This is a genomic window from Methanobacteriaceae archaeon, from assembly GCA_030656015.1.
GTDB lineage: Archaea > Methanobacteriota > Methanobacteria > Methanobacteriales > Methanobacteriaceae > UBA349.
In genome coordinates this window covers 1-22,407 of sequence record JAUSNX010000002.1, presented here as the reverse complement: position 1 = coordinate 22,407, position 22,407 = coordinate 1, and the positions used below count along the sequence as shown (strand labels likewise).

Below are 22,407 nucleotides of genomic sequence, written 5' to 3'. Positions count from 1 at the left end.
AAAGGAGAAAAAAATGAGAGTAGAAAAGATTACTGATAACAAGAAACAATACCTTGACTTGTTACTATTAGCCGACGAGCAAGAGAATATGATTGACAGGTATTTGGCAAATGGCGACATGTTTGCATTATTTGATGATGACTTGAAGACTGTTTGTGTTGTTGTGGCCATAGACAGAGAAACCTGTGAATTGAAAAACATAGCAACATATGAAAAATATCAAGGTAAAGGATATGCCAAGGCCATGATAAAATTCGTCTCTGATTTTTATAAAAACAACTATAAAACAATGTTAGTCGGAACAGGTGATGTCCCTTCAATATTGTCATTTTATGAAAGTTGCGGATTTGAGAAATCACATGTTATCAAGAATTTTTTCACTGATAACTATGATCATCCCATGTTTGAAGAGGGAGTACAACTTATGGACATGGTTTATCTGGAAAAAAATTATAATTGCCAGCAGTAGTGATATGATCAATCTAAAATGAGCAGAAAAGATAGGATATTCAATACAATCATTTCATTTCCTAGTTTTTTTAATCTCTTTGGCCATTTTTTTTATATCTTTCCATTTCTTTTTTTCTGCAAGTGAAGTTTATGGAGAGAAAGATGAATCAAAATGCGTTGCAAATGCAAATTTGAACCACGAGAAAAAAAACCAGTGATAAGAAAAAAAATAGCACATTCAATTTATTTTTTATATTTCTATTTAACTCGTATATTTACAGTAATACTTTTCTTATATCATCAAAAAGAAATCTAATTCTATCAGATTAGGGGCTAACTATTAAGCTATTAAATTCGCTATCTCTTTCAATCTTTTATCTATTCCACCCCAATCTTGATTTAGATTAAGAGTTTTTATATATATAATATGTTCTCCTATTTTATACTCTAAATCAATTTCTTCTCCAAGAGCAGCATAAAGTAACATTCCCCTAATTTCACCAGGAAATAAGCTGTTATTTACATAAGAATAGATTTGATAAAGATTTCCAGAGTTTAAGGAAGATTTTTCATGAAAAGTAGATAAAATATTTGAGTAAAATTTAGTATCAATTATAAGCTGTTTAGGATTGGTAGGTTCTAGATCTTTGTTTTCTAAAACAATATCTGTTCTCATAGTAGGGAGTAAGTTGTTTTTAGAATTATTTTCATATTCACTATCTAAATACCAATTTATGTGGGATTTACGAACTTTTAAATCCTTAAATTCTTTTTTATAGTAATTAAATACAAAATTCTCGAAAAGGTTAGCCATTTCTTTCTCATGTCTTTTTATGAAGTTCTTAAAATGGATTTCTCCATCTTTAGATTCATCAGGAAGTTCTAATTTAAAGATCAATTCACATATATTTATTAGTAACTTATAATGTTGATTATTCCTATTCCATAAAATTAAACCAAAAACACGTTTGTTTAAATCAATTGAGGTTACAGAATCGAAAAATAGAGTTAATTTGTTTAATTCACCTTTCAATTCCTTATTTAAATCTTTAATTATGATTAAATTATTAATCGTGGTTTTTATAATAGAATTAAATAAAACATCCTCACTAAACTCATCGTAAAGACAGTTTAATCTTTTATAGGTGTGTGTTTGTCTTTTTATAGTTTTAGTTATGTTGATTTTCCCGCGTATATTGTTTGTATCTTCATCTTTTGTTAGGTACTCTTTACAAAATCCTCTTTTTATCAGATTATTTGCACCAGAAATTAAAACCCGAGATAAGAGTTCATATATGTTTTCAAAGCGTTCAGACTCTTTTTTAATATTATTATCGATTTTAAGGTTTTTATAAGAATAACTAAGCATATAATAAATATTTTTAATAGGAATCTCATTTTTACTGGAAACTATGTCTCCATCTGGCTGAAATTCATCCCATCTGTTTTTATTTGATCCACTTTCGATTATCATTAAAATCAATTAATTTTTAGTTTATCAATTTCTTCTTGAGCAGTTTCTAAATCATCAAACCAATATTCCTTTAAAAGAGGGTCTATCTCATAATTTATTATAGAACTATACCAATTTTCATCATCTTCAGACTTATGATCATTTACGTGTCCTTTTCCGCAGAAATAGCTATGGCCAATTTTAAAACCATCTCCCAAACTATCATCTTCGGAAATTTTCTGATTTAATGTTTTGAAACGAGATATAATATTTTTAGCTAGTTCTTCTTCAAGCCCTAGATTAATCAAATGATTTTTAAATAGATTATCCTCTTCAAAGAGTGGATTGACAGAGTAGAAAACAAATCTTCTTCTTAAAGCATAATCTATCATAGCCAAACTTCTATCTGCAGTATTCATCATTCCAATGACATACACATTGTTAGGAATAAAAAATTTAGGTTCATCCTTATCAGAGTAGGTTAAATGCATTGCAAACTCCTCTCCTCTTTTATCTTCTTCAATGAGCATCATTAGTTCACCAAAGATTTTACTTATATTTCCCCGGTTGATTTCATCAATGATGAAATAATAATCATTATTTTGATCATCTTGTGCTTTTCTGCAGAAATTGTAGAAAATTCCGTTTTTTAAATAAAATCCATCTTCACGAGGGCGAAAACCTTGAATAAAATCTTCATAAGAATAGCTTTGATGGAATTGGATGAATTGAACGCGGGTTTCATCCTTACATCCCATGATGGAATAAGCTAATTTTTTTGCTATAAAACTCTTCCCAACACCTGGAGGACCTTGAAGAATAATGTTTTTCTTTCTTTTTATGAGATTGACTAATTGATTGTAGTTTTTTTCTAGAAATACCACATCTTGTAGAAAATCTTCTTTACGGTATTTAATATCTTTATTATCATCATCTTCAAGTTCTATAGTGGTGTTAACATAATTATCAATTGAAAAATCCATTAATTTTCCTAAAGCCTGATAATAAAGCAATCCTTCAAAGGCCCCAGAAGTATAGCTTGTAATATTGGTTAAAGTTTTTAGTACCAATTTAAATGCATGTGAAACATCAAATTCCCCAGTTTTCAACCATTTAACATCACGAAAATTTTTATAGTCAGTTCCTGGAATTTTAGGTTCTTCTGAAAACTTATAATCAGATGTTACAACCCCTACACCTAGAAGTGTGGTTATGCCTTTTTTAATAAAAACAAAATCTCCTATTTTCATTTCTTTTGAAAAATCTAAAAGAGCTCTTGCGTTATTTGTTTGTTTAGATGTTTTATTCGAATTTGAAGCATTGTATGTTTCTTTTTTCTTGGGATATTTTTTTTCCAGAGCATTTAAAATTTTTTCTTTGTCTTCTCCAAATTTGTTTAAATCTCCTAAATCTCCCCAACCGATAGTTATTATGTTATTTTCTTTAAATTCATCCCAATAAACTGCGTTTTCACCAGGACTTAATAACCAAACATTTTTGCTGTTTTTCAAATCATTAATGTTATCAAAATTTAAAAGATCAAACGCCCGATAATTCTTAACAAAACCATAATTACTATCTTTAAATTTTTTAATTCGTTTCGAATTTTCAATATAATTAGTTTCTGAGACAGGCTTTTTTAATTCAATTCCTAAGTTAAAATAGACAGTTGTGCCTTTTTTCATAGCACCATTGATTATGGGGAATGTGAATGGTTTTAAACAATGCAAAATTTGTGAAACGGTGCCAACACCTAAACCTTTAATTCCTCCACTTAAAACTTTTTCAGCTTCTTTGTACATTAATTCATCATCATCAGTTTCTTGAAGTTCTACACACAGACTTAAAAATTTTCTGGCATCCTCGACATCCAGTTTTCCTTTAAAAGTCTTAAATCCAGTTCCAAACATTCCCACATGATCTTGTGAATTATTGTATTCTCCGTTTTCCAATTTCCCATGGATTGAATTTAAAATTTCAATCAAGGACATTTTATCGTCTTCTTTAAGATTACTGTTTTCAATTCTAAGTTCCTTACAGTTCCATCCGCACGTCCATGTTCCTACAGTCATTAAATACAATAAATCCATATCTTTTACGTTAAGTTTGGACGGATTTACCTTAGCGATAAACTCGACTGTTTTATTTACTAATTCATAAGAACCATCATGTAAATTGGGGTCATTAGAGATATTACTTGTATATTTCAAAACCGAATTTAAATTATGAAAACCTGTTTTTCCACCCATCATTTCTTCATATTTCGGACTTAATTCTTGATAAACTTCTAAAAGTAATTCCAAATCTTTTTTTAAGTCATCATCATTAAGTTCATTATATCCATAATATTTCTCTATAACGACACCGCTATCTTCGGTGTTTAAAGGATTATCAACTGAAAAACTTTGTCTTTCTAATTTCGCAAAATCTTTATGTTGATTGATTATCTCAACTAGAACCTTGTTTCTATCACTAAATGTTGAATTTGAGATTTTACTGTGTCCCTGTATAATATGTAATGCAACAAATTTTTTGTCGGTAAAAAAAGTAAACCCTATATTAAGTCCCTCTTTGAAGCTATCGAACTCTGTAATCCCTGCCCATGGTGTTTCAACCCATTTACCCAGTCCATGAGATATCTTTATTTTATATTTATCAAGATCCAATATTGGGTTTAAAAAATTTCTAAAATCATTTAAAAAATCTTTACGCATTTTAAAAGCAAAAGGATTGTCTTTAATATCTTTTTTCTTCTCTATGGGATATTGATCTAATATTTCTTTAAAATCATCTGATAACAAGGAACTTCCCCCTACTATTTACTTATTAATCATTGATATAAAATAATGGAATGAAAAAGTATACCTGTTAATGAGTATTAAATTTTTTTAAACATAATATCTGATTTTTTGATTAGTTAGTGTTAATGTTTGTCGCGGATTCATTAGATTTGATAATATATTCTCTTTGAGTCTTTTTTCTGAACATTCACTACTCTAGTTGGCTTGTTACCTTAAGAAGAACTTTTCTCCCTTCTTAACCTAGTCGTATTCAACATAAGTATCAAAATATAGGCCCCACCCACGATAAAGGCCAGAATCCATTCCATGGGTTAAGATGTTGAATTTCCAGGCATAGAATATGGTTAAAATGCAGAATGGGTTTAGAAATAGCCATGTTGTGAGGAATCCGGGATTGTATCCCATTTTATCCTGAAGATTATGGTGTGCTGGATTCCATTAGGGCATAAAAATACTTTGAGTCATCATTTCATTTCCTAGTTTTTTTAATCTCTTTGGCCATTTTTTTTATATCTTTCCATTTCTTTTTTTCTGCAATTTTAGGGTTCTTTTTCCTTTCAACAGCCAGTATTTCTCTTTGTAATTTTCTGTAACTTTCCAGCCTTTTATTTGACAGTGTTCCGTCTCTTATTGCTTTTTTGACGGCACAACCAGGTTCGGTTTCATGCAAGCAATCAGAAAATTTACACTGCATCTCAAGTTCTACAATATCACTGAAAAGATCAATCAATCCTTCTCCAGCATCCCATAACTGCAGTTCCCTCATTCCGGGATTGTCTATAATTAAGCCGCCGTTTTCTAAAAGGATCATTTCTCTTTCAGTTGTGACATGCCTTCCTCTGCTGTCCTTTTCCCTGATTTCACCGACATTTTGTCTTTCATAACCTTCAAGAATATTGATAAGTGTAGATTTGCCCACACCTGAGGATCCTAAAAGTGTCACTGTTTTACCATCTTTAAGATAAGGTGATAGTTGATCTATGCCTTTATTCTCTGTAGAACTAATAGCAACAACCTTTGTATTAGGTGCAATCTCTTGAACATCTCTTATTTTCTGATCAACATCTTTGAAAAGATCTAATTTACTTAGAACCACTACGGGCTCTACTTTGTTTTCATTGGCGATAGCAATGTATCGTTCTATCCTTCTTAAGTTAAAATCTTTGTTTAATGAGGTAACTATGAAAACAGTGTCAATATTCGTGACAATAATCTGTTCTTCGGTTACATTTCCCGCTCCTTTCCTAGAAAATTTGTTTTTTCGAGGTAAAATCACATGTATAACCGCAGAACCTATGTCATCTTTTGATATGACCACCCAATCCCCTACTGCGGGAAGTTCTCCATTTTGGTGTAAATTACCTGAAACTCTTGCACGAACCTCTTCAGATTTAGTATATACTTTATAACCGTTTTTATATACAGTTGAGACCCTTGCGGGTTCATATAACTCTAGATACTCCTTAAAATGTTTACCAAAAAAGGCATCCCATCCCAATTTCTTTAATAAATTATTCAATTTAATATCTCCATTTTATTAATATCAACAGTTTTCAGCTTTTTAAATCCTGGCTCTGATAATTTATTAATTTTTCACTGAATTAAGAATTGTTCATAGATATATAAGTATCATGCGCCTTTTAGTAAATAGAAAAAGATAAATAATATTGGTGGGGTTTCAGGATATTTTAGGGGCTGTATCGATTCATATTTCAATTAATTTTTATCTAAAATGGATTTTTATCATACTTCGCTATTATGCCATCATTGAAGTCTGAGATTTTTAGATTGAGGAGATCATTATGGAAAATTTATAGTATTCCTCCAAAAGAATAATATTTAAAGAAAATAATAGAATTAAATAGATAAATATGGAAACTCGAAATTCACTGGCTAAATTGGATGAAGAAACTAAGGATAATATATCCAAAGTTCTATGGATGCATGAATTTAATGCTGAAGAAATTCCAGAAGAGATTATTGAAAGATTGGAAAGCGAAAAAAACAGCAATGAAAGTTTTGGAGAGAGAATGCAGTATCTTTTGAGGGAAAAGCTAAAAAATCCTGATTCATTCACTCCAAAGTACAAAAATGTTTACGAAACCTTAATTGAGCATTCAACATCACTCACACCACATCAAGCATATGCAATGACATTCTTTTTAGGAATGGATAGTTCTAAAGGTTATAAATCTATACCTGCAAAGGCGGATTTTAAAATTCCACAGGAGGATGCTCCTCAATGGGATTACCAATTGGGCTGGCATTTTATTGTTGGAAGCTGTATTGGAGAGAATGGAAAAGAATATGGCGTTCAATTCATGTTTTGGCAATATGCACTGCTACCTCCAGAAATAGCTAAGCATTTTGGACTTTCTGATATTGAAAATCAGTTCATTGAATTGCACCTTGCTGTGAGTGAGGCTGGAGGAAAGCATCATCGCTCTAAACCTTTAGCCATTGCAGGTACAACCGGATTAATAGATTTTTCAAACAATCCATTTGATTATACCCTGGGAAAGAATAAAATAAAGTCTTTAAGTGAAGATAGCACCTTTCCCCTAGAAATTAAAGGTTGGGGAGTAGATTTAAATCCTGATTCCGGGTCAGAAATTGAAGTGGATATTACACTTACACAAACCAAAGAATATTTAATTCAGGGCAAAGATGGATGCGATCCTTGCTGTGGCGGAGTTGGAACGCTATATTATTCTGTACCAAACCTTAGAGTCGATCCAGATCAAAGTATTTTAAGAATTAATGAAGAAGAAGTTTCCTTAAAAAGCGGTAAATTCTGGTACGACCATCAGTGGTGCAATGGAATGCTTCCAGCAGGTAACCCTCGCGTAAAGGTTTTAAGAGCAGCTAATAATATGAATAAAAAGGCTGCAGGAGGATGGGACTGGTTCATGGCCCAATTTAATGGAGATAGGGAATTAACAATGGCCTCCATACATTCACATGATATGTTGCAGTTTCTTAATCAGACAGGGGCCAATCCTCCAGGAACAATGGATGCTGATGTTTCAGGGAAATATGTGGATGAGGAAAGCAACTCTAAAAAAGTTAAAGGAACCTTAAAGATTACTAAATGGATAAGAAGCGAAAAATCACAGGACCCCGATTTATACCCCGTTACTAACGTGTGGTATCCTCAAGAATGGAAATTTAGCTTTGATGAAGATGTTCCAGAGGATATCCGGAATTTTACCATGATTCCAATCGTAAACGTTGGTCAATCAGGATTTTTTGCAAATGGACTACATTATTCAGAAGGTGCTGTATACTTAAAAGATCCCGAAGGAAATTCCATTGGTCGAGGTTTTGCAGAATCAACCGGCTATTCTGACCCAATACTAAATAGACTCAGATTAGCTGGGCTTCCAGCAACAGTGGAAATGCGTGATAAACTTGAGATACCTGAACCTTCCTCGTTGTTAAAACTAATTAGCTTTTTATATATTTTATGGCCTTCAAATAGATCTAAACTAAAAAAATTACTTTCCAATTGTGTGGATACATTGTAAAATCATTTTCCACATGAAAATAGTATGAAGTAGCCAATGTTATCACAATAAGCTTGTAAAATTTAGAAGAGACAAAACCTTTACCATATAATCCGCTTAATGCTATACATAAGAAAAAACAGCACCAATTAACCCATACTAAATTATATAAAAACTAAAATTTTTAATCTTATTTTTTAAGATAAAAATTTTAATCAAATTAATATTTAATTCAAAAATTCCCCTATGCTCCTTTAATGGATTCCATTAGGGCATAAAAATACTTTGATTCGTTAGTTTTATATAATTGGTACCATGCTTCCAGTGTTTCAGTCTTCATTAGATTTGTTCTTTTTAATACTTCATATGAAAACTCTAAGGGGGCAAGACCACTGGCTGTTATTAAGTTGTCGTCTGTAACTGCTGCTTGATTTAAATAGAAATTTTCTCCGGTGTATTCAGGACAAAACATCTTTAAAACTTCTATGTCATTGCTGGTATGTTTTTTATTGTTTAATATTCCTTTATTGGCAAGGGCTATTGTGGCTCCACAAACTGCGGCAATGATTACTTTTTTATTTATAATACTGGAAACGATATCTATTATTTTTTTATTTTCCTCTTCTGTCCAGGTGTCTGCTCCGGGTAAAATAAGTAAATCATCTTCCTCAAACTTGATATTATCAATAGTCTCATCTGGAGTAATTTTAATACCTCCCATTGTTTTTATGGGTTCTGTGGTATTCCCAATTTTTATAATCTCAACCGGAGGTATTGTTTTATCCAAATATCTGCCACTATTGAGTTCAGCAGTTAAATAACCGATTTCCCAATCTGCTAATGTATTTAATACGTATAGATATACTTTCATAAAATTTCCTTAAGCATTAATGTTTATAATTTTATCGTTTTCTGAGTAAAAATTCATCAAAAAAATTATATAATGCACTCCTTTCCTATAAATGATTTATTTCTCCATATGGTCTGTTATATACTCCAGATGTGGTTTTTTCCAAATTTGCTTAATCGCTTAATCTATAATATGAAAATCTTCCAGCAGGTTCAAATCCAAGCTTTAGAGCTAACTTATAAGAACCAATATTTTCTTGTCCACATGCCCATATTGGTTCATAATTGTTTTCCAGACAATAATCTATAAGTGCCGAACAGGTATGCTGAGCAAATCCTCTACCACGAAATTCTTCAATGGTCTCCATTCCCAATTCTAGCATATTATCGTGAATAAATGCAGAAAAAGCCGTTGAAGCTAAACTATTCTCATGATATAAACTGAAACCAATACCATTCCCATAGAAATCATTGGCACTGTCCCAAAAGTAAATCGGTACAACAGTACCCTTCATATCTGTAAATATATTTTTATCAGTGCGAACAATCCTTAAATCATGATTAATATTATTTTTTTTAAATTCTAGATATTTATCCAAGTTGAATTTAAAATTTATCCGAGTATTTATTTCAACTATCCCTTTTTTAATATCTTCAGCATTATCTGAGGATTTCACGATAGAATCCTTTAATAGATCGTTTAAAACAGCATCCCACTCTTTTGGAAATACTTGCATCCATTCGTGCCTATTTCGAGTTTGATTTAAATTTAAAGCATAAACCCTGAATTTTGCATTGAAATCAGAATTATTTAAATCGCCGAAAAGTAATGACATACCATAAGGATGGATTATGTAAAATGTTTCTGGATTGGTTTCATTATCCACATAAATCTCACCAGATACCTGTTTTTCAACGACAGAACGTGCAAATAAATTATTTAAAGTCACAGTTTCCAGTGGCTCTTTCACCTCTTCATATTTTTCTTTTCCGAGTAATATCATAATATCTTAACCTGATTTATCATTAATAAAGTATCACCTAACCTATATTTTTCCCTTTCTCTTTTCTTGTATTATGGTTGGAACATACATTATTGCAAAACCTATGATTATGGACAATACAAAGTCCAGGGTACTTAACATTCCAGATCCTAAAAAGTTGTAGTAAATATATAATGAAACAGGGACATATATTGCACTTGCAGTCACAACACCTGGAGAATATTCACCTGTTCGTAGAGTGTAATATGCATGGATTAAGAAATTTGAGAATATCCATGCCGCAGCCGATAATCCGATAACCAGCGTCAATTCGCTAGGATAAAATATTGCCAGTGATGTTGCTATGATAACGTAGGCCATGAAAATAATATTTCCCAGAACGAACTGCCCAAATGTTTCAGGCGCACCAAGATATTTAATGGCCCAGGGAACAAAACGTGGTGTCTCTTCTAAAATATGTACAAAATATGCTACCGGTACCAGCCATAAAATAGTTAAATCCATTGTAATATCTCCCATATAATATTCATACATTAATCTGCACTTTTATTTAATTTATAGTTACCCGGCCACCAACCATAGAAACTCTCGGACTTAAAATCAAAAATAAGGCCAAATATAGTACCAATCCATTTTTATTCTTCGATTTAGCGATTATAACCTTCAAAAAAATATTCTTATTTCTATTAGATTCAAATAAATAAATAAAAATATATTCTGTATTTGATAAAATTATATAATATCATTAATATGGAGGTATAACTATGGATATTGATCAAAATATTGTTAATTCTTTGGAATATGCACGATCAAATTGGGGTAAAGTTGCTACCCTGGGTGCTGTTCTTATTGTTCCATTTATTATTTTCTTGGCCATTGTTTTCTTAGGTGCATTATCTAACAATGCAGCGATTATCATTACTTTAGGGATAATGGGAACCATATTATTCATTATTGCCGCAATCCTTGTTCAGGGATATTTTTACCGGGTGATAAAGTCAACCCTGGCCGGCCTGGATGATTTGCCTGATTTTGATGAATGGGGTGAAATGTTTACGAGTGGTTTAAAGGTGCTGCTGGTACAAGTTGTCTATAACATAATATTCGGCATTATAGCAATCATTCCTATAATAGTAATATTTCTAATATTTGGCCTTCTTGGTGGTTTCTTGAGTATTTTCACCGGAGCCCTTTCCAGCTCAGCTGCACTTACTCCCGGAGCATTACTTAGCTCAGGATTATTATTCTGGGGAATGTACTTAGCCATATTCTTGACCTATTTGATAATGCTGGTCGTAATGGTGTTGTATGCCATAATGTTCCCATTAGGAATTGCCAATATGGCCTACTATGATAAAATGAGTGCTGCTTTTGAACTTTCTCAATTAAGAGAAAAAATAAAAGATATCAGATGGGGAAAAGCAGTAATATGGGTCGTTGCCATATATTTTGTGATTATAGTGGCTGTATTAATATCTTATATATTGGGCCTGTTGTTGGTAGGTTTAATTCTAGTTCCACTTATAATAATTCCATTAATGATCATTTTCTATGCTAGATCAACTGGTTTATTATATTTAAATGAATAAAACCTACTTTTTATTTTTTTTAGAATTTATTTTTGCTATTTTTTCAACATTCTTTTACTATTTTTCACTTATTTTTTTTGTATGTTTTAGGACAAAAGATTTAAATATATAAAATATATATGAATATATGCTCATATGAACATTTATTAATAATATTTAATTATTCTTATCAAATATTGTTATTAATAATCTACAGTTTAATAAGGTGCCCTAAATGTCAAAAAACAGTGAAAAAAACCACACTTCTCATAATAAAGACACCTGCGAACATGAAATTTCAGACAATAATCGTATGGAAAAATCGTGTGAGTGTGGTTGCAGTGAGAAAACAAAGCAATCTAATTCCCATAACCATGAAAAAAGTAGTGAAATCTGTCATGTTGAATGTGATGATGGAGAGAATGAATTTTGTTCCTGTTGTAGTGGAGATTTAATGGATGAAAAAGATCCCTTATGGAAACGCAAACATGTTTTAGTTATCTCTATTTCCGCAGCTATATTCAGTTTTGCCCTATATTTGGACTTTTTTACATCTCAAAGTTTATTATCTGAGTTATTATTCTTAATAGTAGTAGGATTGTCGGGATATAATACCATAAAATCGGGAATAAAGTCACTCTTAAAGGGCCGATTCACCATTAATATTCTCATAACATTTGCCGCTTTTGGTGCCTTTCTAATTGGTGAAGGTGCTGAAGGGGCCTCTGTATTTTTATTATTTTATCTAGCAGAATATTTAGAAGAATATGCTTCAAGCAGGGCTAGAAAATCAATAAAATCCCTTCTAAAAATGGCTCCTGAGAAGGCAACTATCCGACGAAATGGAGAATCTATGGAAATCAATGTTTCACAAGTAGATCTTAAAGATGTGGTTCTGGTAAAACCTGGAGACAAAATCCCGGTTGATGGGGAAGTAAAAGAAGGAATATCTTCGGTTAACCAGGCAGCAATAACTGGAGAAAGTCTTCCCATCACTAAAAATCCTGGTGATCCGGTTTTTGCAGGTACTTTAAATGAAGAAGGTTATTTAGAAATAGAAGTGAGCAAAAAATCTACAGAAACAGTTATATCAAAAATTATTGACCTGGTTAAAGAAGCACAAAGTAAAAAATCACCTACTGAGCAATTCATTGAAAAATTTGCTAAATATTATACTCCCGCAGTTATGGGGATTGCGGCCATGGTGGCGGTAATACCCACCTCTGTTTTGGGACAGTCTTTTGATACCTGGTTTTATCGTGCTTTAGTTTTGCTGGTAGTATCCTGCCCCTGTGCATTAGCTATTTCCACTCCTGTGGCCATGGTATCTGGGATCACTGCGGGTACTCGTAAAGGATTACTAATTAAAGGTGGAGAATTCATAGAAGAGATGCAAAACATCCAGACGGTGATTTTTGACAAAACAGGTACTCTTACTGAGGGTAACTTAGAAGTAACAGATTTAATCTCCTTAAATAACTTTGTTGACGGTGAAATTTTATCAATTGCCGCTGCTTTAGAATCTAAATCTAAACATCCCTTAGCTCGAGCCATTGTAAAATTTGCCAGTGAAAACAATGAAATGCCTGAAAATTCTGAAAAAGGTAATATCAATGATTTAACCCTTCCTGAAGTTGAAGAGTTTGAATCTATAACTGGTGAAGGTCTCAAGGGAAAAGTTAATGATGATAAATTCATCATTGGGAAAAAAACACTTTTTGATGATTTAAAAATATCAAATACAGAAATGGATTCCATTAATGAAATTATTTCCAATTTGGAAAAACAGGGTAAAACAGTTATAATTTTAGGTAAAAATTCCAATTTGATGGCTTTATTTGGATTAATGGATAAAATCAGGGAAAAATCATTAAACACTATTAAAAGCCTTAAAGAGAATAAAATTCACACATTGATGTTAACTGGTGATAATGAAGGGACTGCTAGAGCAGTATCTGCTAAAATCGGAGTGGATACTTATTATTCTAATCTCCTTCCCCAGGATAAAGTGGATATTGTGGAAAAATTAATTGAACAAGGCCAGCATGTGGCTGTGGTGGGAGATGGGGTCAATGATGCCCCTGCTTTGGCTTTATCAAACATTGGTATTGCCATGGGAGTGGCTGGTTCAGATGTGGCCATTGAAACTGCGGATGTGGCCCTTATGAATGATGATATTTCCAATGTCAATTATCTTATTGATTTAAGTAAAAGAACCATGGCTGTGGTTAAACAGAATGTAACTGTATCTATAATTATAAAGTCTTCCTTTGCTTTAATGGCCGTTCTGGGATTTGTTTCTTTGTGGATGGCTGTGGCTATAGGGGACATGGGATTAAGTCTGGCAGTTATCATTAATGCCATGCGTATTGGTATTGAAAAATAAATTATATGGATTTTATAAAACAATTTTTTTATTGATGACTTAATATTTTAAAAATTTTTTCTATCCATTAACTTTATATTGAATAATGTAGAATTATAACAATAGTTATAAAATCTTATAATATAAAATTTAATCGATGTTGCAAATAATACATGAAATATGCATAAATTAATGTTATGAATAATTCTAAATACTCATATTAATTAGATAAATAACCATAATTAATAAGACAGTCATAAATCTAACTTTAGAGGCTTTAGAAAAATGATAAAAAAAGAAATAAATAGCTGTTCTAATGGCCTGGTTGAAGAAATCAAAAAAGATTACAGAGCTTCGGCCGACCTGGGATTAAATCGCTGCATTCAGTGTGGTATGTGTACGTCTAACTGTCCTGCTGCTCGTCACAGTAATTATGATCCTCGAGAAATGGTAAAAATGGTTCTGGATGATAACGAGGAAATTTTGGAAAACCCGGATATCTGGAACTGTTTTTACTGTTATACCTGTCAGAGTAACTGCCCGGTAAATAATAGTCCCTCTCAAGTTAACCAGATTCTAAGGCAAAAAGTACTCCAAATTGGGGGAAAAAACGAAAGGATATACCAGTTTCTAACCTATGGTTACAGTTTCATGGAATTTGGGGTAGGATTAATACCTACTGACTTTTTTGAAATAAGGGCCAATGACTTTGGTGAAAAATACAGGGAATTTAAAGACAAATTAGAAGATATCAGGGATGAATTGGGTCTGGGTGAATACATCTTAACTGGAGAAGACCAAGAAGAAGTAAAGAACATACTCATCGAATCCGGATTCAAAAAACGATTAAAAACATTTAAAGAAGCAGGAGAATCATTATAATTCTTTATTTTATTTAATTACCAAAAGACTATAAATTAAAATCCTTTAAATTATAACACCAAATTTATAACTCAATTAAAAATTTATAACGGGTAAGATACGATGAAAAACATTCCTGATAAGAATATTTTCCTATTTAAAAGCTGCATGGTAAATGTGGAGTATCCTGGAGTAGAATCATCCACTAAGTATGTATTTGATAAATTGGGAATCGATTATACTATAGATCCTAATCAATCCTGCTGTACGGGTTTAGGTCATTATTACGACCTTTTTGATCAGGTTTCAACCTCGGCTGTAGCAGCCCGTAATATATTTCTGGCCAGAAGTACTGGACATGAAAATATTGTGACACTATGTTCCACCTGCTATGCCATACTAAAAAAATCCATTAATTTACTAAATAACAATACAGGGGCTCGAAATGAGATAAATGGGATTCTAGAAAGGGCAGGGTTATCCCACATGAAATATGAGGTTAATGATTTAAGTAGCGAGAATAATGTATTCCACATGGTGGAAATATTATATTCTAAAATAAATGAACTTGCACCAAAAATTAAAAAGGACTTTTCTAATATTAAGATAGCCACTCATCATGCCTGTCACTACTGTAAAATTTATACTGAGGATTCTCTGACGGATTTTAGAAATCCCATGCTACTGGATGAAATTGCAGAGGCCTTTGGAGGAGAAGTGGTGGAATGGTACGACTTTAAAAAAGCAACATGTGGTGCTGGGTTTAGTCAAATATTTGCTAACAAGGAATTATCTATGTCTGCCACAGCTGATAAACTATTGGCCCTAGAAGGAGAAGCAGATTTATTATTACATATGTGTCCCAACTGTCAGACTCAATTAGACCGTTATCAACCGGTTTTGGAGAAGGAACTGGGTAGAAAACTCAATTTGGTTCATTTAAGTGTGGCCCAGATGGCGGCCTTGGGAATGGGTGCCGACCCTTACAAAGTACTGGGTATACAGACCCACAGCGTACCGGTTGAAGGGTTACTGGAGAAAATTAAGGACATATAATGAAATTTATTTGAAGATTATTGTTATTTGAACAATATTTATTTGGAAGATATTTATTTGGAAGATATTTATTTGAACAATTGAAGATTAATTATATTAAAATTCAATAATAGAATTTCAAAAACTTAAAAATTTATTAATTTACAATTAGATTAAAAATTGATCTGATATCATGAGCACAAATTCAAAAACTCTGCAAATTAGTCCTGATGCTGATAACCGGGATCAAAAAACCAGAGATTATAAAAATAAGGCCAAGAGCTCTGCTAAAACGGCTGGTGAAAAAGTAGGGGTCTTCATATGTCGGTGTGGAGGAAACATATCTGACAAAGTTGATATTGAAGAACTTAAATCCAGTATCAACGCTGATTTTGTGGAAGACTATGAGAACCTATGTTCTCTTAACTGCCGTCGCCATATTCGGGAAGAAATAATTGATCAGGATTTGGATCGAGTGGTAATTGCTGCTTGCTCTCCTCTTACCCACCTCAGGACTTTTCAAAACTATGCAGATCCATTAAATCCTTACATGGTGGAAATGGTAAACATTCGGGAACAATGCTCTTGGGTCCATTCGGATATGGAAAAAGCTACTCCTAAGGCCATTGGATTAACTCAGGCCGGTGTGGAAAAGGTCAAAAAGGCCCGTCCATTGAAAAAGATTATTAGCCGCACTGAAAAAAGTGCAGCTATATTTGGAGGAGGAATTTCGGGAATAACTGCGGCTTTGTCACTTGCTAATCAAGGAGTTAAAGTTACTATTATCGAAAAAAACCCAACTATTGGGGGAAATATGGTAAAAATAGGAAAAGTATTCTCTCCAGAAAAACTGGCCGAAGAATGCTCCCTATGTATTTTAAATCCCATAATAAATGATGTAGTTAACCATAAAAACATCCAGATAATGACTAAAACTCACTTACTAAGGGCTGGTAGGCGATCCAGTTACTTCAACCTTATTCTGGAAAAGGATACTAGTTTTGTCCATGAAGACCGCTGTATTGCCTGTGGAAACTGCGTAGATGTGTGTCCAGTGGAAGTTCCTGATGAATGGAACCAGAAGATGACCATGCGTAAGGCCATTTATAAACCATTTTCCCAGGCAGTTCCTGATGTTTACACCATTGATGTGGAAAACTGCATAAAATGTGGAAAATGTCAGAAAGAATGTAATATGGATGCTATTGATTTTTCACTTAAATCAGAGGTTATTTCATTAAAAGCAGGTAGTGTAATTATTGCTACAGGTCATGAGAGCTTTGATCTTACCAAAAGACCGGAATACGGTTATGAACGTTTTGATGATGTTATTTCTCAGATGGACCTGGCTCGTATACTGGGGGTAAATGGCCCAACACTGGGAAAGTTGCAAAAAATCTCTGATGAAAAAGTCCCTAAAAGAGTAGTCATGATACAATGTACTGGTTCTAGGGATGAGAAAACTGGTGGGAAAAGATACTGCTCTAAAGTTTGCTGTATGGTTGCCCTAAAGCATGCCAGTATCATCAGAGAGAAGTTTCCAGAAACAGAAGTAGTGATATGTTATACTGATCTTCGAACACCAGGAATGTATGAGAACTACCTTAGATATGTTCAAGATAAAGGTATTAAACTGATTCGGGGCAGGCCCGGTGAAGTTTCCCAACGTAATGGCCAACTGGTAGTGCGAGTGGAAGATACCCTTCAAAGAAAGCCATTAGAAATTGAAACAGATATGGTGGTACTTTCTGAAGCCATTGAACCATCTGAAGGGACTATGGATCTGGCCAAAAAACTTAATGTAGGTTTAAGTCAGGACCTCTTTATTAAAGAAAAGCATTCTAAAATCAAGCCCGCGAATACTGATGTGGAAAGGATTTTTGTCTGTGGAACTGCTCAAGGCCCTAAAGACATTACAGATAGTGTTTCCCAGGCCAATGCTGCGGCAGCTAAAGTATCGGAACAGATTAAGTGCGGAACGGAAGCTGAACCTCCGGTGGCCATTATTAAAACTTCTCGCTGCTCTCATTGCGGCAAATGCAGAGAAATTTGTGGATTTAAGGCAGTTTATCAGGATGAAGAATTCATGTCCATTGATCCTATGGCTTGTAGGGGATGTGGAGCCTGTGCTGGGGTCTGTCCAGAGGATGCCATCGAAATAAAAGGATTAAATGACCATGAACTTTATGCTCAAATTGAAGGCCTGCTTGCGGATAAAAAAGAGGGTGAAGTTAGAATTCTAACCTTCCTGGATAATGTAGGTTATACTGCTGCCGATACCATTGGAAATAATCGGGTAAGTTATCCAGAGGCCATCCGCATAATTAAAATACCTTCCATAAATAGAATAATGCCAGAACATATAATGTTTGCCTTTAATCATGGGGCTGATGGTATCTTGATGGCCGAATATCCTGATGAGTGCATGTTAGAAGCACATAAGGCCAAAATAAAAGAATTATCTGAATTTGTGGCTAATGAAGGAATTCCTGCTGATAGATTAAGGTTCTACAAGGCCTATGCTCCTCACTACCGGGGACTGGCCAAGCAGTTTGAGGATTTCTATAAGGATTTATCTGCAGATGAGGCCGCTAAATTAAAAGGATAATTTAGAAAAACATTAATTTTAAATTCTAAATCTAAATTCTAATTTATTCCAATTTTTTAAATTCAATTTTATTTTTTATTTTTCTTTACTTATTAGATAAATTAAATATTAAAAATAAATAAAAATTTATTCTGGAGGGAATACCTCAAAGAATAATTCTTTAAATTCAGATAATAATTCTTTAGGGAATTTCAGGCCCACTAAAATAAGTAAAATACCAGTTCCAATAGTATTTTCTTCATGGTTAGGGTCTTCTATTAATTCTTCATCAAATACTAAATTTACATTTGATTTTTCCTGGAGAAAATCCCAGAGTGTTTCTTTTTCGCTGTTTGCTCCCTTTGATTCTATATTATGGCGGAGAGCTAATTGAAGAAATTGTTCCCAATCACCATATTCACAAAACTCTATCCATACCATTCCTTTATAATCGATGCAAGAATTGCATGTCTCAATTTCCCAGTGAAAGAAGTTCTTTATTATACCTTCCATTCCTTCATCCACACAAATAAAGAAGTCTTCATCAATTTTAACATCTACTTGTTCATGTCCCATAAAATTCCTCCTAGTGAGATTCATTAAGTTTAATATTATTGTTTGATTTTTGTTTGTTATGATATATGTTTTAATTTAAAATTAGATTTTAAAAAGAGTCAGAATAATTCTCCACAAACCAATCAATCAGTTCCCGAGCAATGCTGATTCGGGAAGGCATCACTGGAAGCTCATTCACACCAAACCATTTAGCATGAGCAATTTCCTCACCATCAACAGTTATTTCACCACTTTCATACTCCGCAGTAAAACCAATCATCAAAGAATGGGGGAAAGGCCAGGGCTGACTTCCAAAATATTTAATATTTTTCACTTTCAAACCCACTTCTTCCATAGTTTCTCTTTTCACTGCTTCTTCTAAGGTTTCTCCAGCTTCTACAAACCCGGCAATAAGGCCATACATGTTGGAGCGAGTGTAAGTGTGTTTGGCCATGAGCAATCTTCTATCTTTAACAATGGCTGTTATAACTGCTGGTGAGAGACGAGTAAAACTGGTAAATCCACATTCTGGGCAAAATTTGGCCATTTCTTCATCCATGGTTTCTGTGGGAGTGCCACATTTACCACAAAACTGGTGATTTTTATCCCAGTTAATTATTTGGATTGCTCTACCGGCTAAAAGGTATATATCTTCTTCTAAGTTTGAGTAAATGTATCTTAAATCCTTAAAATCCCAACCTTCAGGATAAGCTGTATCTTCAACTTCGGCAGCATAGCAGGAATGGCCCATAAGAGTTCCTAAATATATTTTTCTCAGAGGGTTAAGATTAAATTCTTCCAAGTCTTTTATAAAAGGGATAGTATTATTTTTAACATTTATTAATATCTTATCAGAATTAAAAACAAACCAGTATGCTTTAGAGTCTTTTTCATGATTAGGCCTATTTTCTGGCTGGTATCGTTTGTAAATACTTTCCCTTGGCATAGCATTAATATTGGGGGGATGTTTATAAATAATTAATGCAGAGTTTAATGTAATAGATTTTAAATTAGAAATAATATATTCAACAAAAATATAATTAACTATGAATGTTAAATAGTTAAGTTAATTTGATAATCATTTACTAAATCACTAACAAGGTCATATTATGGAAAATCAAGAAAAGAAATTAATGGTCGAAAAGTATTTCAAATCTTATAATGAATTTGATGTGGATAAAATGGTTTCCTATCTCCATGAAGATGTAGAATTCAAAAATATTTCTCAGGGCCATGTCACACTATCTTTAAATGGCAAAAAAGCTTTTATTAATCAGGCCCGCCAAGCAGTTAGTTTATTTGAAAAGAGGGAACTTAAAATCGATGAAATTGAATTTGATGAGGATGTTGCGGATATTAAAATCAATTTTATGGGTATTTTGGCAGTGGATGTTCCTGAAGGCCCTTCTAAAGGAGAAAAAGTTGAACTTAAAGGCAGGACTGTATTAAAGTTCCAAGACGGTAAAATAAGTTCTATTGAGGATATTAGCTAAGAATTAATCAGTTATATTTGTATATCCTATTTTATAAAAATTCAAATATTATTTTAAAATATTATTTTTTAATTAGATAAAAAAATAAAAAAATTAATGAATTTAACTGAGGTTTCTGAGCATAGCTGGACGATAAACATACCAGTAGTATTTTCTGGTACTTAATTTGGTGTTTTTATAAGTAACGGTTGTCCCTGGGCCTAATTCACTGTCACTGTAGTCTGTGATTTTCATTTTAGTTTTAGAAATCTTTTGTAGGGTGATAATTTCATGCCAACTTACTACCCAGTGCCCACTGGATCTTCCATTATCTTTCACATAAAATGTTTGGTATATTTTTCTATTGTTACTAGGAAGATATAGATAAGTTTTCCATGACATTTTCATAGGCCCACTTTGGCCACTATAAAAATATTTGGTTCCCTGGTCTACTTTAAATGCTTTTTGAGTAGTTTTTGCAGCAACTGCAGGTTCTGCAACTTGAACAATTGCACAAACCATGAACAGAACAGTTAGTACTGCTAAAAAATTCATTTTCTTTTCCATAAAAACCCTCCTCATATTTTACTTTTATATAGTTTTTAATTTGAGTATTAAATACTATAAATATTTTCATGGAGTAATGATTAAATTTATTAAGTAAAATTAATAGTCAATAATTTTTTTATATATCCTATTATGATTCTAAAAACAATTTAAAACAAATAAGAGTATTTAAAATAAATTAGGAATATTATTGGTATTAAAATAGTTAAAAAAGCTCTTAAAAAGATTATTTAATAAAATTAAAACTTTTAATAAAAACTATTTAGTAAAAATGCTTGATTTTAAAATAAAAAAAGTATTAGGGAAAATCCCTAATATTTAAAAGGGCAATGATGAATAATAGCCCTTGAATTTAGAAAGTGTCCAACTCTTAATTACACCAAAACTGTTTTTGGAACTGGTAGCATCTGCTTTTACCCATTTTCCATTGACATATGCTTCGGAAAAGACGTGACCGTAAGTACTTCCACTGGTAAATTTAGCATTAACGTGCACATACTGGGTTTTTATTCCCACAGCTCTCATCAAAGCATTCATAAGGTGTGAGTGATCTACACAGTTTCCTTTTTTGTATTGAAGAGTTTTTACAGCTCCGTATTTGGTATTGTAGTAAAAGCTGTATGCTAAATTATCTCTGACCCAGTTGAAGATCTTGGTTGCTTTGGCAGTGTAAGTGGTTGCGCCGCTGGTTATTTTTTTGGCCATTGATTGTATAGTTGAGTCCGTTACCTGACAATTTTTACTGGAACTAAGGTAGGGATCGCTGCTGATTGATTGTGATGATGATGTTGGTTTAGTTGTTGTTAATTTGGTTTCTGTTTTGTATCTGATCTGGTAGGTCCACTTGTAAGTATAGGTGTAGTAAGTTTTTTGCACTGTTTTATAGACGTACTTGTATTTCCAGGTGTATTTGTTTTTGATATACCATTTTCCGTGGTATTTGTACTTAACCTTGTAGTATGACTTGTATTTTACCTTTACTTTCTGGTTTACATACTTGCTATGTGCTACTTTGACTTTGGCCTTATACCAGTACTGGTAGGGTACTTTAACTGTTACGTTGTAATAAGTTGTATTGTTTTTAACACTGCTGCTACTGTTGTCAATTACTGAATCACTGCTGGTACTAAGTGTTTTACTTGTTGTTTGGTTTGTAGTGTTAGTTGGATTTTGTATTGTTCCACCACTGGTACTATTTGCGTTTTCCAGTGATGTTTGATTCACGTCAGTGGCGTGAATTCCACTAAAGCTTAAAAAAGCTAAACATAATGATAATACGAAAACTAGATTTAATTTTCGCGAAATTTTACCGCCTCCATATCAATGCCACTTTA

General features: G+C 32.8%; 19 protein-coding genes. 8 read left to right on the top strand and 11 right to left on the bottom strand.

From position 1 onward, the window contains the following. The first annotated feature begins 13 nt into the window (after positions 1 to 13). Entirely contained in the window at positions 14 to 469 is a 456-nt protein-coding gene (locus Q7I96_02790; GenBank protein ID MDO9626539.1) for a GNAT family N-acetyltransferase, read from the top strand. 321 nt (positions 470 to 790) lie between these two features. On the opposite strand, the gene Q7I96_02785 is transcribed toward Q7I96_02790, so the two are convergent. The 4 genes from Q7I96_02785 to rsgA all read right to left on the bottom strand — a co-directional run bounded on the left by Q7I96_02785 (position 791) and on the right by rsgA (position 6,223). After that, a complete protein-coding gene (locus tag Q7I96_02785) occupies positions 791 to 1,924 on the bottom strand; it encodes a 5-methylcytosine-specific restriction endonuclease system specificity protein McrC (GenBank protein ID MDO9626538.1) in 1,134 nt (377 codons plus the stop codon). A gap of 5 nt (positions 1,925 to 1,929) precedes the next feature. After that, a complete protein-coding gene (locus Q7I96_02780) occupies positions 1,930 to 4,704 on the bottom strand; it encodes a DUF3578 domain-containing protein (protein MDO9626537.1) in 2,775 nt (924 codons plus the stop codon). Positions 4,705 to 4,944: 240 nt separating this feature from the next. Next, entirely contained in the window at positions 4,945 to 5,109 is a 165-nt protein-coding gene (locus Q7I96_02775) for a hypothetical protein (GenBank protein ID MDO9626536.1), read from the bottom strand. Between the two features lie 64 nt (positions 5,110 to 5,173). After that, positions 5,174 to 6,223, bottom strand: coding sequence for a ribosome small subunit-dependent GTPase A (gene rsgA / locus Q7I96_02770; GenBank protein ID MDO9626535.1), 1,050 nt, complete (start codon positions 6,221 to 6,223; stop codon positions 5,174 to 5,176). Between the two features lie 352 nt (positions 6,224 to 6,575). Between rsgA and Q7I96_02765 the strand changes: the two genes are divergently transcribed. Next, positions 6,576 to 8,231, top strand: a complete 1,656-nt coding sequence (locus tag Q7I96_02765) for a lipocalin-like domain-containing protein (GenBank protein ID MDO9626534.1) — start codon at positions 6,576 to 6,578, stop codon at positions 8,229 to 8,231. A gap of 223 nt (positions 8,232 to 8,454) precedes the next feature. On the opposite strand, the gene Q7I96_02760 is transcribed toward Q7I96_02765, so the two are convergent. The 3 genes from Q7I96_02760 to Q7I96_02750 form a co-directional block, all read right to left on the bottom strand. Further along, positions 8,455 to 9,081, bottom strand: a complete 627-nt coding sequence (locus Q7I96_02760) for a type 1 glutamine amidotransferase family protein (protein MDO9626533.1) — start codon at positions 9,079 to 9,081, stop codon at positions 8,455 to 8,457. Between the two features lie 151 nt (positions 9,082 to 9,232). Next, the gene (locus Q7I96_02755) at positions 9,233 to 10,063 is read right to left on the bottom strand and encodes a GNAT family N-acetyltransferase (protein ID MDO9626532.1); all 831 of its coding nucleotides are present in this window, start codon (positions 10,061 to 10,063) and stop codon (positions 9,233 to 9,235) included. Between the two features lie 42 nt (positions 10,064 to 10,105). Beyond that, positions 10,106 to 10,567 (bottom strand): HXXEE domain-containing protein, encoded by a 462-nt coding sequence (locus Q7I96_02750; GenBank protein MDO9626531.1) that lies wholly within the window; start codon positions 10,565 to 10,567, stop codon positions 10,106 to 10,108. Positions 10,568 to 10,827: 260 nt separating this feature from the next. Between Q7I96_02750 and Q7I96_02745 the strand changes: the two genes are divergently transcribed. From Q7I96_02745 to hdrA, 5 genes are all read left to right on the top strand, one after another. Beyond that, the gene (locus Q7I96_02745) at positions 10,828 to 11,652 is read left to right on the top strand and encodes a DUF4013 domain-containing protein (GenBank protein MDO9626530.1); all 825 of its coding nucleotides are present in this window, start codon (positions 10,828 to 10,830) and stop codon (positions 11,650 to 11,652) included. A gap of 214 nt (positions 11,653 to 11,866) precedes the next feature. Further along, complete coding sequence (locus Q7I96_02740; protein MDO9626529.1) at positions 11,867 to 14,017, top strand: cation-translocating P-type ATPase; 2,151 nt, start codon at positions 11,867 to 11,869, stop codon at positions 14,015 to 14,017. A 264-nt stretch (positions 14,018 to 14,281) separates the two neighbouring features. Continuing rightward, positions 14,282 to 14,878, top strand: a complete 597-nt coding sequence (locus tag Q7I96_02735; protein MDO9626528.1) for a 4Fe-4S dicluster domain-containing protein — start codon at positions 14,282 to 14,284, stop codon at positions 14,876 to 14,878. Positions 14,879 to 14,980: 102 nt separating this feature from the next. Further along, complete coding sequence (hdrB, locus tag Q7I96_02730) at positions 14,981 to 15,913, top strand: ferredoxin:CoB-CoM heterodisulfide reductase subunit HdrB (protein ID MDO9626527.1); 933 nt, start codon at positions 14,981 to 14,983, stop codon at positions 15,911 to 15,913. A gap of 172 nt (positions 15,914 to 16,085) precedes the next feature. Further along, positions 16,086 to 18,500, top strand: coding sequence for a ferredoxin:CoB-CoM heterodisulfide reductase subunit HdrA (gene hdrA / locus Q7I96_02725; GenBank protein MDO9626526.1), 2,415 nt, complete (start codon positions 16,086 to 16,088; stop codon positions 18,498 to 18,500). Between the two features lie 126 nt (positions 18,501 to 18,626). Here the strand turns inward: hdrA and Q7I96_02720 are convergent, their stop codons facing one another. Continuing rightward, entirely contained in the window at positions 18,627 to 19,055 is a 429-nt protein-coding gene (locus tag Q7I96_02720) for a hypothetical protein (GenBank protein MDO9626525.1), read from the bottom strand. An 88-nt stretch (positions 19,056 to 19,143) separates the two neighbouring features. Next, positions 19,144 to 19,980 (bottom strand): NAD(+) diphosphatase, encoded by an 837-nt coding sequence (gene nudC, locus Q7I96_02715; GenBank protein MDO9626524.1) that lies wholly within the window; start codon positions 19,978 to 19,980, stop codon positions 19,144 to 19,146. 163 nt (positions 19,981 to 20,143) lie between these two features. Here nudC and Q7I96_02710 point away from each other — a divergent pair, with 163 nt between their 5' ends. Continuing rightward, entirely contained in the window at positions 20,144 to 20,527 is a 384-nt protein-coding gene (locus Q7I96_02710; protein MDO9626523.1) for a nuclear transport factor 2 family protein, read from the top strand. Positions 20,528 to 20,629: 102 nt separating this feature from the next. Here Q7I96_02710 and Q7I96_02705 read toward each other — a convergent pair whose 3' ends face one another. Continuing rightward, positions 20,630 to 21,073, bottom strand: coding sequence for a hypothetical protein (locus Q7I96_02705; protein ID MDO9626522.1), 444 nt, complete (start codon positions 21,071 to 21,073; stop codon positions 20,630 to 20,632). 318 nt (positions 21,074 to 21,391) lie between these two features. Continuing rightward, positions 21,392 to 22,297 carry a transglutaminase-like domain-containing protein gene (locus Q7I96_02700; GenBank protein ID MDO9626521.1) on the bottom strand — a complete coding sequence of 302 codons (906 nt, stop codon included), beginning with the start codon at positions 22,295 to 22,297 and terminating at the stop codon, positions 21,392 to 21,394. Positions 22,298 to 22,407: the final 110 nt, after the last annotated feature.